The organism is uncultured Maricaulis sp., from assembly GCF_905480005.1.
GTDB lineage: Bacteria > Pseudomonadota > Alphaproteobacteria > Caulobacterales > Maricaulaceae > Maricaulis.
Window position 1 is genome coordinate 1 of record NZ_CAJQOO010000140.1, and the last position, 10,542, is coordinate 10,542.

Sequence of the window (10,542 nt, forward strand, 5' to 3'; positions counted from 1 at the left end):
AACGTCACCATAACTGAGCGGGATGGGCGCCGACGGATCGTTATAGGGCATGTCCATCACGTGATCGACGCCAAGCACATACATCGCCAGACGCTCCAGCCCGTAGGTCAACTCGCCCGAGACGGGGGCGCAATCATGTCCGCCGACCTGCTGGAAATAGGTGAACTGACTGACTTCCATGCCGTCACACCAGACTTCCCATCCCAGACCCCAGGCGCCAACCGTCGGGTTCTCCCAGTCATCTTCCACGAAGCGGACATCATGCAGGTCGCGGTCGATGCCGATGGCGTCGAGCGAGCCGAGATAGAGGTCCTGCAGGTCGGCCGGGCAGGGTTTGAGGAGGACCTGGAACTGGTAGTAGTGCTGCAGCCGGTTCGGATTCTCGCCATAGCGGCCATCGCCGGGACGGCGCGAGGGCTGGACATAGGCCGCCTTCCAGGGGCGCGGGCCGAGCGAGCGCAGCGTGGTCGCCGGGTGCAGCGTCCCGGCGCCGACCTCGACATCATAGGGCTGGAGAATGGCGCAGCCCTTCCCCGCCCAATAGGTCTGCAGACGGAGGATCAGCTCCTGGAAGGAGGGCGCTTTCGCGGCGGCCATGGCATCAATTCCCGCTGGAAAAATCGAGATGAAGAAATCGCGCGGACACTAGGCAAGTCAGCCCGACGGATCAAGCGCGCGAGTCCTCGTCTTTGTGCGACGCAGCATCCTCGTCACGCGGCTCCAGCCGGGCCTCCACTGCCCGCCGCGCCGCCTCGGCTGCATTGTCCCGCTGCTTGCGCCCACGCGCGCCGAGGACGACGAGCAGGACCATGGCGAGGACAACGAGGATGATCGTCACGGTCATGATTGCATCTCCAATACGGCCCGACCCCGCAGGATGGCGTCGGCCTCGGGCGAATGCCCCTCGCCCTCATGCAGGAAAAGCGGGGCAAGCAGGACCAGCGGGGCCTTGCCGCCAATGGTCGCCTGGACGATGACACGCTTGGCCGGCTCGTCGGCTCTCGGATAGACCGGCTTGATCACCACGGAGCCGAAGGACCGCTCCAGCGCGTTCAGGATATCGGCCAGACGGTCGGAGCGGTGGATCAGGGTCAGCCGCCCCTTGGCCTTCAGCGCCCGGGCGGCGCAACGCACCCAGTCGGCAAAGGGCACGTCGCCGGTCAGCCAGGCGGCGCGCTTTTCGTCCTTCGGCGCCCGCAGGGCCTTGGGATCGTCGAAGAAGGGCGGGTTGAAGAAGACCTGGTCGACTTTCAGCGAGGTGCCCAATTGCATGATATCGGCATTCTGGGTCTGAACACGCGCCCCCATCCCGTTTGCCGAGGCATTCTCGGCCGCCAGGGCCGCCGCTTCGGGATCGCGTTCGACGCCGACAAAGCTCGCCCCGGTCAGCCTCCAGGCCGCGCACATCAGCGCTGCGCCAGCGCCGCAGCCAAACTCGGCGAGGGTCTCGCCCTCGCGGGCATCCAGCGCGGCGGCCAGCAGGCCGGCATCCATACCGGCCCGGTAACCGTCCTTGCCCTGACGGAGGACGACGCGGCCATCGAGCAATCGATCCAGTGTGGTCGGCACGTCCGGTGTTGCGCCTGACGTCACGGCCGGTCCTCTTCCTGCAGCTCGGCCAGCAAGCTCAACGCCATGTGCGCGTCCTCGTCGATCACCATGATGCGTGTCTTGATGAATGGCAGACCGCCGCCATACATGGAGGACATGCCCTGATCGAGCACGATGGGTTCAATCCCCTCATCGCGCAGGATGGACTGGGCATAAGAGAGTTTGACCGGGTCATTGGTCCGCAGGACTTCCTTCACGTGGGCATACCTCCGCGCCGCTTTGCGGCTTTTTGGGCCGACACAGGACAAGGGGTCTGACCTGTGCTGTTTCGTCACCGCCCCTTGTGCTTGCCGGGCGGTCCGTCGATTTCTATTGTCGGAAGCAATTGAGCCTGCATCAAGAGGACAGCTGGCGTGGACAGCATGGTGAGTGTCAAATCGGCAGCCGCGGCCAAGACCGCGGATATACCGAATGCAGCGGAAGCGCTGGCGGTTCTGGCCTATGACGACATGCGCAATGTCGACGCCCTCATCCTCGAGCGGCTGGACAGTCATGTCGAGCTGATCCCCGAACTGGCCCGCTATCTGATCGAAGCCGGCGGCAAACGCGTCCGCCCGATGATCACGGTCGCCGCTGCCAACATGCTGGGCTACAGCGATATCGCGCCGCTCAAGCTCGCAGCGGCGGTGGAATTCATCCACACCGCCACACTGCTGCACGATGATGTCGTCGATGAGAGCGGCATGCGCCGCGGCAAGGTCGCCGCCAATCTGGTCTGGGGCAATGCCTCCTCCGTCCTGGTCGGCGACTTCCTCTTCGCACGCTCCTTCTCCCTGATGGTCGAAGCCGGATCGATGAAGGCGCTCGGCGTCTTGTCCGATGCGGCATCGACGATTGCCGAGGGCGAAGTGCGGCAGCTCTCCGCGGTCAAGGATGTCGGCGTTTCGGTCGACACCTATATGCAGATCATTGACGCCAAGACGGCGGCCCTCTTTGCCGCAGCGGCGCAAGTCTCCGGTATTGTTGCTGGCCGCGATGCCCGCGAGGAAGCCGCGCTGGAAACCTATGGACGTGAACTCGGCCTGGCCTTCCAGCTGGTCGATGATGCGCTGGACTATGACGGCGCCTCGGCCAAGCTGGGCAAATCCACCGGCGATGATTTCCGCGAAGGCAAGGTCACCCTGCCCGTGGCACTGGCAATCGCAGCGGCGTCCGACAGCGAGACCGAGTACTGGGACCGCGTGATTGCGCGCGGCGAACAGGGCGACGGCGATTTCGACACCGCCATCCGCCTGATCAAATCGCATGGCGCGCTCGACGCCACGGTCAACCAGGCCCGCGCCCATGCCCGACGGGCCCGCGAAGCCCTGTCCATCTTCCCGGCCAATAAATGGCGGGTCGCGCTGGAAGATCTCGCCGACTTCGTGGTCGAACGCGCCTACTGACCGTCGGCCTATTGCCAGGTATCAAGGCCGGCAGCGCGCGCCTTGCGGCGACACATCTGATGCAGGACGGTGAAGCCTGTGACGGCCAGCAGGAAGACCGGCAGTCCGGCTATCGGTGACAGGGCGTTTGCGATCAGCGCCAGCACACCGCAAGCGATACTCATCCCGCCCCAGATCATGGCCACCCGGCCATGGCTCATGCCCATGGCGATGAGCAATTGATAGGCATGCGCCCGGTGCGCGACGAAGGGTGACCGCCCGGCCTTGACCCGCGCGGCCATGGTCAGGAGGACATCGCCCAGAAGCGGCAGGACCAGGAGCGGCACCAGCCAGACCGAGCCCGACGGCGCGCGTGAAGCCCAGACGAGTGCCAGACCGGCCAGGATCACCGCCGCCCCCAGCGATCCGACATCGCCACTGAACAAGCGCCCGCGTGCTGACAGGAGGGGCGCATTCCAGACCGCGAATCCGGCGAGCGCCGCCGCCAATGCCAGCGCCGCCAGCATGAAGGGCCCCTCGCCCAGAACCGCCAGGACCAGGGCCGGCGGGATCAGGCTGGCCGCCATCAGACCGTCCGACCCATCCATGAAATTGACCGTGTTTGCGAGCGTGAAAACGAACAGGGCCGAGCCCAGCCAGCCGATCATCCAGGGCAAGGCGAAGCCGAGATCAGTGACCGGACCGGTCATGCCGGCCAGGGCCAGGCTGATCAGGCTCAGCAGGGCGAATTTCGGTCGTTCATTCAGCGTCACCACATCATCGACAAAGCCCAGCACCGCCGCCATCGCTGTGCAAAGGGCCAGCGCAACAAGCGCCGCGCCGTCCGACGGGGCCATGACCGGGATGAAGATGAGCGCGCCGACAAAGCCGACGACAATACCCAGCCCGCCGCCACGCGGCGTCGGCTGGACGTGATTGGAGCGCTGATTGGGATGGTCGAGGATGCGGGCCCGCCAGATGAGACCGGCCACGCTCCAGGCGAGAATGAAAGCCGCGACCAGCGGCCATGCCAGCGCACTCACCGCACCGCTCCGGTCAGGCACACGGCGCGGGCGAAACCGTCATAGGCGTCCGCGACCCGTTCGGCCGAAGCCCGATCGGCACACAGGGCGAAACAGCTCGCTCCGGAGCCGGACATGCGGGCAAGCGCGACGCCGGCCTGTCCCCGCAGCCAGTCGAGCGTGCCGGCAATCTCCGGATGACGCGCCACGGCCGACGCTTCCAGATCATTGCGCTCGCCACGCAGCCAGGCCAGGCGGTCCTCGCCCATTGGATCCGCCTCGGCCAGCGGCGCCGGGTCTGCGGCATCGAAGGCCTTGAAGATCGGCCCGGTCGGTACCGCGACGCCCGGATTGAGAATCACCGCATCGAATGCGTCGAAGGCCGGCAGGATATCGATCCACTCGCCAATCCCGCGCATCCGCAAGGGACGGGCATAGAGGCAGGCCGGCACGTCGGCGCCCAGCGTGAGACCGATTTCAGCCAGGCGGTCGAGGGTCCAGTCCAGCCCCCAGAGCCGATTCAGTGCGCGCAAGGTCGCGGCCGCATCGGCCGAGCCACCGCCCAGCCCGGCCTCGACCGGGATCTGCTTGTCGAGACGGATCATCGCGCCATCATCAATGCCCGCCGCAACCTGCAGCGCACGCGCCGCCTGGAGGACCAGATTATTGCCGTCCGGCGGCAGGGCACGCGACGCCTCTCCGGACATGGTCAGGAGCAGGCCGGGGCCCGGTCTCACCTCGACCATATCACCCCAGTCCGCGAAGACGACGAGACTGTCGAGCGGGTGATAGCCATCGGGCCGGGCGGCGCCGACCCGCAGTGTCAGATTGACCTTGGCGGGGGCCAGTTCGGTGATAGTCGACGGCGTCACGGTGCGTCGCCGATATCGTCGGCCGCGCCCGTCATGTCCTCGGCCACATGGTGTTCATCAATCGGGGGGCGGCCATGGGTCAACCGGTATTCCAGGCCTTCGCGCTGCTCCGGACGGGGATCGAGATCGAGCGTGCGGCGCCACTGGAAACCGGCCTCGAGCTCGCGCCCGACCTGCCAATAGGCATCACCGAGATGATAATTGGCCGTCGCGCTGCCGGGGTTCAGCTCGGCCGCCCGTTCCAGCGCCTCGACTGCCGCCTCATAATGGCCGAGCCGGTAATGCGCCCAGCCCAGGCTGTCGATGACATTGCCGTTCTCCGGTTCCAGCGTTGCCGCCTGCTGGATCATCTCGAAGGCTTCCTCGACGCGCTCGCCCCGGTCGATCCAGAAATAGCCGAGATCATTGAGCAAGGTGGGCTGACGCGGTGCAAGTTCGAGCGCGGCCAGGTAATGGCCCTCGGCCGAGGTCCAGTCATCCGCGTCGAGATAGCAGGCCGCCGCATAGTGGTGATACCGCCAATGGGACGCGACGTCCGGGTCCGCAATGATCTCTTCATAGAGCGGAATGGCCTCGCCGCACCGGCCATTGAGCCGCATCAGATCAGCGACCAGGAGCTTGGTCTCGACGCCGCCATCCTCGGTCCAGAGACGATGGGCGAGCAGGCTGGCCTCATCTGTCCGCTGCATGTCCTGCAGCAGGAGAATGCGCTGGAATTCGGCGGTGAAACGGAAAGGCTCGTCCGTAATCGCGGCATATTCCGTCAGCGCGGCTTGCGGAAGGCTGATCCGGCTCAATGTCCCGGCCAGCGCCAGGCGGGTCGGGGCATAGTCGGGGTCCAGGCGCTGGACCATGCGCAGATAGATCACCGACAGATCCATATCGGCCTGCTCGGCGAGATCCGATGCCGGACCGAAGAGGGCCCGGCCCGCCATTTGCGGCACGCCGAGGCGTCGGCGCGGGCGTGCCCCGTCATCGAGGCGGCGCAGCGCATCCGTGACGAAGGGTCCGTCCGAATTGGCTTCCAGCATGGTTTCGTAGAGGGTCCGGGCTTCATCCGGACGCCCTTCACGCTCGAGGAAATTGCCATACATCTCGGTCGCAAGACGCGGGAAGACCGCCGAATAGGCGGCGGTCCGGTAAGCGGCGTCAGCGGCTTCGGTCTCGCCGGCGACGTCAGCCAGCATCGCCTTGTGCAGCCACAGATGAGAGGACAAAAAGCCGGGCGCCTGGGTCTCGTTGGCAGCATCCATGGCCGCGACCGCCTCGCCCTCTCCCATCATCGCCCACTGGATGAGGAGATCGCGCATCAGCGTGTTGAAGGGCCCGTAATCCGGCGCCGCGTTGAGGCTGGCAATGGCATCGCGGTAATCGCGCTGCGAAACCTGGTCAGCGGCGACATAGAGTGTGGCCAGACGGCTGGGGTCACCGGCCTGGACCGTCGACCGGGCCAGCCGGGCGGCCTGGTCCGTATGGCCGGAAAGCAGCGATGTGATGAAGGCCCGATCCGCCAGGGTCGCATTGCCCGGCGCCTGGTCGAGGGCACGCGCATAATGGGTCGCGGCCCCGTCAACATCACGGCTCATGCCGGCATAGCGCGCCGCAAGAAAGGCCCCGTAGACGGAGCCCTCCTCGTCTTCGGGCGGCACGGCCGTGCTGGCGCAGGATGCCACGGCCGTTGCGGCCAGGCAGAGGGCGAGAATGCGGACTGATGAACTCATGCCCGCATGCTCGCCCTGCAGACGGTCCGGCGCAAGGGCCGGAGGCGGTTGGGCCTACATATTGGCGTACATCGGACCGCCGCCACCTTCCGGTGTCGTCCAGTTGATGTTCTGATTGGGGTCCTTGATGTCGCACGTCTTGCAGTGAACGCAATTCTGCGCGTTGATCTGGAAGCGTTGCTCACCGCTGGTCTCATCCTCGACCCACTCATAGACCCCGGCCGGGCAGTAGCGTGTCGACGGACCGGCGAATTCGCCCAGCTCGGACAATTTCTGCAGTTCTGCATCGGACAGTTTGAGGTGGATCGGCTGATCTTCCTCGTGATTGGTGTTCGAGATGAAGACCGAGGACAGGCGATCAAAGGTCAGAACGCCATCGGGCTTGGGATAGGTGATCGGCTTGTGTTTGGACGCCGGCTCCAGGCTTTCCGCGTCGGTCTTGCCGTGGCCCAGCGTTCCGAAGGGCGACCAGCCCCCGAAAATCGTGGTGCACCACATATCCAGCCCGCCGAAAGCGACGCCGAAGAAAGTGCCCAGCTTGGACCAGAGCGGTTTGACATTGCGGACCCGCTTGAGGTCCTTGGCTACCCAGGAAGACTCATAGGCGGTCTGGTAATCGGCAAGCTCGTCATGCTGACGGCCGTCGGCGAGCGCGGCGAACACGCTTTCCGCGGCGAGCATGCCGGTCTTCATGGCATTGTGGCTGCCCTTGATGCGCGGCACGTTCACGAAACCGGCCGAACAACCGATCAAACCACCCCCCGGGAAAGCCAACTTGGGCACGGACTGGTAGCCGCCCTCGGTGATGGCGCGCGCGCCGTAGGACATGCGCTCTCCGCCCTCGAATACCGTCTCCATGACAGGATGGGTCTTCAGGCGCTGGAACTCTTCGAAGGGCGAGAGATAGGGGTTCTTGTAATTCAGGTGCACGACATAGCCGACCGACACCAGATTATCGCCGAAATGGTACATGAAGGACCCGCCGCCGGTCTGGCCGTCGAGCGGCCATCCCATGGTGTGCTTGACCATGCCGGGCTTGTGGTTCTCCGGTTTCACGCGCCAGAGTTCCTTGATGCCGATACCGAATTTCTGTGGTTCCTTGCCCTCGGACAGGTTGAAGCGGCTGATCAGCTTCTTGGCCAGCGACCCGCGCACGCCTTCTCCGATCAGTGTGTATTTGCCGCGCAGCTCCATACCGGGCTGGTAGCCATCCTTGTGGCCGCCATCGCGCGCCAGGCCGAAATCACCCGTGACAACGCCCTTGATGGCACCGTCTTCCTCGATGAGGTCGGCAGCCGGGAAACCCGGATAGATTTCCACACCCAGCGCCTCAGCCTGCTCGGCCAGCCAGCGGCAGACATTGGCCAGCGAGACGATATAGCAGCCATGATTGCTCATCAGCGGCGGGAAAAGCAGGGTCGGCAGGCTGATCGAGCCGGCTTCGCCAAGCACTTCGAAAATGTCGGTCTTGACCTCATCTTCCAGTGGCGCGCCTAGCTCCTTCCAGTTCGGGAAAAGCTCATTCATGGCCTTCGGATCGACCACAGCACCGGAGAGGATGTGCGCGCCGACTTCGGCGCCCTTTTCAAGCAGGGCGATGGAAATCTCACTCCCCGCCTCGGCAGCCATCTGCTTCAAGCGGATCGCGGCGGACAGGCCCGCCGGGCCACCTCCGACGATGATGACGTCATATTCCATGGATTCGCGTTCGATTGCGGCGTCGGTCATCTGGCTGGCACCCTTCCCGTTTCGTGGTCGTCGTCTGTTCAATGCGGTGTTCGGCTTGCAGGTCTTCGGTCATACCCTAGGATCAAACACCCATCTAGCGCGTCCCGCCGTCGGGATCAAAGCTATTACGTTAACGTGCACGTCAACATGACCGATTCCGGACCCGCCCTTACCCCACAAGACGAGAAAGCGCTGCAGGCGCTGATTGCCTGGTGGGCGGATGCCGGGATCGAGATGGATGCGCCGATCATGGCACCGCGACCGGTGGCGCCCACGGCGCCAGCGCCTCGCTCTGAGCCGGTTCCGGACAGGCGCCGCACCGCGCCTGCAGAGCCGGTTCGCGCCGCGACCCCTCAAGCGGCCCGCGCCGCCGGTTTCGGTGACGCCGGGTCCGGCGGACCCTCTGCCCGGACACTCGCCGCGGGGGCCGACTCACTCGACGCGCTGCACGAGGCCATCAGCCAGTTTGACGGATGCGCTCTCAAGCGCACGGCCCGCAACACACTGTTTGCCCGGGGCGACCGAGCGGCGCGCGTCATGGTGATCGGCGACGCCCCCGGTCGCGATGAGGACGAACGCGGCGAGCCTTTTGCCGGCCAGACCGGTCAATTGATGGACCGGATGCTGGCCGCGATCGGGATCGAGCGCGATGCCGCCTATCTGACCTATGTGCTGAACTGGCGTCCGCCGGGCAATCGGGCGCCGACCCAGGACGAGATCGCCCTCTGCCTGCCGTTCGCCGAACGTCATATTGCCCTCAAGAAACCCGACGTGCTCGTGCTGGCCGGCGGTCTGAGCGCGCAGGCCCTCCTGCGCAGCGAGGCGCCGATCACGCGGCTGCGGGGCCGCTGGACCGATTATGCGGTCCGCGACAGCTCCGGCGAGCCGACCGAGGCCACCATACCGACCCTGCCGATTTTCCATCCCGGCTATCTGCTGAGGCGGCCGACCGAGAAGCGTCTGGCCTGGCAGGACCTGTTGGCCCTGGCGTCGAAACTCAATCACTGATTGTCTCGTACTGGTAATACTTTATGAGGGGCCGCCGAACGCAAGACTCGGTTAACCCTAATTCCCGCTCAGATATTCCTCAGACCCGCCCACTACGGGCCAGTCGGAAGTTTGAGGAGACAACGTCATGTCCCGATCCCCTGCCCCGACACTCACCGGCGTTGAACGCACGTTCCACGCGGGCGAGGTCATTGTTACCAAGACCGACCTCAAGGGTCGCATCACCTACGCCAATGACATTTTTCAGCGCGCTTCTGCCGTCACGGAACGCCAGGCGCTCGGACAACCGCACAATTTCATCCGGCACCCGGACATGCCGCGCTCGGTCTTCAAACTCATGTGGGACACGATCAGCGCCGGACAGGAATTATTCGCCTATGTCGTGAACCGGGCGATGAATGGGGACCACTACTGGGTCTATGCCCATGTCACGCCAAGCTTCAATGATGCCGGTGAGATCATAGGCTATCACTCCAATCGGCGCGAGCCCGACCGGCAGATTCTCGAGCGGGACATCATCCCCTTCTACGCCCAGCTACGCGACGTCGAGACCGCGGCTGCCAGCCCGAAACAGGCGCTGGCAGCCGGCAGCGAGGCCATCGCCGCCTGCCTGGCCAAGCATAATGTCGAGTACGATGAATTCATCTGCACGCTCGGCCAGGGCCAGCGTCGCGACTATCGCTAGGAGACCGTCATGTTCAATGCATCCAAAGACCGTGACGCCATCCGCCGCGCCGCCGGTATTGTCGGTGCCGTCGCCGATGGTGACTTCGAACAACGCATTATCGGCGTGTCGTCGGATCCGGAAGTCGCCGAGATGGAAAACGCCATCAACCGCCTGATTGATCGCACCGACGCCTATCTTCGCGAGAGCCAGACCTGCGTCGAATACGTACGCAAGAACAAACACTTCCGCCTGATCCCGGAAACCGGGATGGTGGGCAGCTTCAAAGCCGCGGCACGGGCTGTGAATACCACCCTTTATTCAATCAAGGATCGCCACGAGGGCTTTCTTGACCTGGGCAGCAAGCTGGAAAGCCAATTGTCCGAGGTGATGGGCAAGGTCTCCGAGACAATCTCGGCCCTGCGCGGAAACGCCGCCTCGCTGGATGACACGTCGGGTCAGGCTTCAGAGCAATGCACAACCGTCGCCGCCGGCGCTGAAGAGGCCTCCGCCAACATGCAGAGTGTCGCCGCGTCAGCCGAGGAGCTCACA

Annotated in this window: 11 protein-coding genes and 1 pseudogene; 4 read left to right on the plus strand and 8 right to left on the minus strand. The window is 64.8% G+C overall.

The features are described from left to right. The 4 genes from QZ266_RS12575 to QZ266_RS12590 all read right to left on the minus strand — a co-directional run. Positions 1-597: glycine--tRNA ligase subunit alpha (locus tag QZ266_RS12575; protein WP_295695682.1), on the minus strand; the 597-nt coding region annotated here is incomplete at its 3' end. A 70-nt stretch (positions 598-667) separates the two neighbouring features. Then, positions 668-844 carry a hypothetical protein gene (locus QZ266_RS12580; protein WP_295695684.1) on the minus strand — a complete coding sequence of 59 codons (177 nt, stop codon included), beginning with the start codon at positions 842-844 and terminating at the stop codon, positions 668-670. Beyond that, on the minus strand, positions 841-1,593 hold the full coding sequence (locus QZ266_RS12585; RefSeq protein WP_295695685.1) for a methyltransferase: 753 nt from the start codon (positions 1,591-1,593) through the stop codon (positions 841-843). Before QZ266_RS12585 ends, QZ266_RS12580 begins: the two co-directional genes overlap by 4 nt. Further along, on the minus strand, positions 1,590-1,808 hold the full coding sequence (locus QZ266_RS12590) for a DUF2007 domain-containing protein (RefSeq protein ID WP_295695687.1): 219 nt from the start codon (positions 1,806-1,808) through the stop codon (positions 1,590-1,592). The genes QZ266_RS12585 and QZ266_RS12590 overlap by 4 nt, the downstream gene beginning before the upstream one ends. Positions 1,809-1,973: 165 nt before the next feature. Here QZ266_RS12590 and QZ266_RS12595 point away from each other — a divergent pair, with 165 nt between their 5' ends. Next, positions 1,974-2,996 (plus strand): polyprenyl synthetase family protein, encoded by a 1,023-nt coding sequence (locus tag QZ266_RS12595; RefSeq protein WP_295695689.1) that lies wholly within the window; start codon positions 1,974-1,976, stop codon positions 2,994-2,996. An 8-nt stretch (positions 2,997-3,004) separates the two neighbouring features. On the opposite strand, the gene QZ266_RS12600 is transcribed toward QZ266_RS12595, so the two are convergent. Genes QZ266_RS12600 through QZ266_RS12615 form a run of 4 tightly spaced genes read right to left on the minus strand, consistent with a single transcriptional unit; the run spans position 3,005 to position 8,318 of the window. Continuing rightward, positions 3,005-4,018 carry a hypothetical protein gene (locus QZ266_RS12600; RefSeq protein WP_295695691.1) on the minus strand — a complete coding sequence of 338 codons (1,014 nt, stop codon included), beginning with the start codon at positions 4,016-4,018 and terminating at the stop codon, positions 3,005-3,007. After that, entirely contained in the window at positions 4,015-4,869 is an 855-nt protein-coding gene (locus QZ266_RS12605; protein WP_295695693.1) for a 4-(cytidine 5'-diphospho)-2-C-methyl-D-erythritol kinase, read from the minus strand. The genes QZ266_RS12600 and QZ266_RS12605 overlap by 4 nt, the downstream gene beginning before the upstream one ends. Continuing rightward, positions 4,866-6,590, minus strand: a complete 1,725-nt coding sequence (locus QZ266_RS12610; RefSeq protein WP_295695695.1) for a tetratricopeptide repeat protein — start codon at positions 6,588-6,590, stop codon at positions 4,866-4,868. Before QZ266_RS12610 ends, QZ266_RS12605 begins: the two co-directional genes overlap by 4 nt. Before the next feature lie 54 nt (positions 6,591-6,644). Then, positions 6,645-8,318 (minus strand): electron transfer flavoprotein-ubiquinone oxidoreductase, encoded by a 1,674-nt coding sequence (locus QZ266_RS12615; RefSeq protein ID WP_295695697.1) that lies wholly within the window; start codon positions 8,316-8,318, stop codon positions 6,645-6,647. Positions 8,319-8,465: 147 nt separating this feature from the next. Here QZ266_RS12615 and QZ266_RS12620 point away from each other — a divergent pair, with 147 nt between their 5' ends. The 3 genes and pseudogenes from QZ266_RS12620 to QZ266_RS12630 form a co-directional block, all read left to right on the plus strand. Beyond that, positions 8,466-9,326, plus strand: a complete 861-nt coding sequence (locus tag QZ266_RS12620; RefSeq protein ID WP_295695699.1) for a uracil-DNA glycosylase — start codon at positions 8,466-8,468, stop codon at positions 9,324-9,326. 127 nt (positions 9,327-9,453) lie between these two features. Then, on the plus strand, positions 9,454-10,011 hold the full coding sequence (locus tag QZ266_RS12625) for a PAS domain-containing protein (protein ID WP_295695701.1): 558 nt from the start codon (positions 9,454-9,456) through the stop codon (positions 10,009-10,011). 9 nt (positions 10,012-10,020) lie between these two features. Further along, a pseudogene (locus QZ266_RS12630) lies at positions 10,021-10,542 on the plus strand (methyl-accepting chemotaxis protein); the annotation flags it as partial.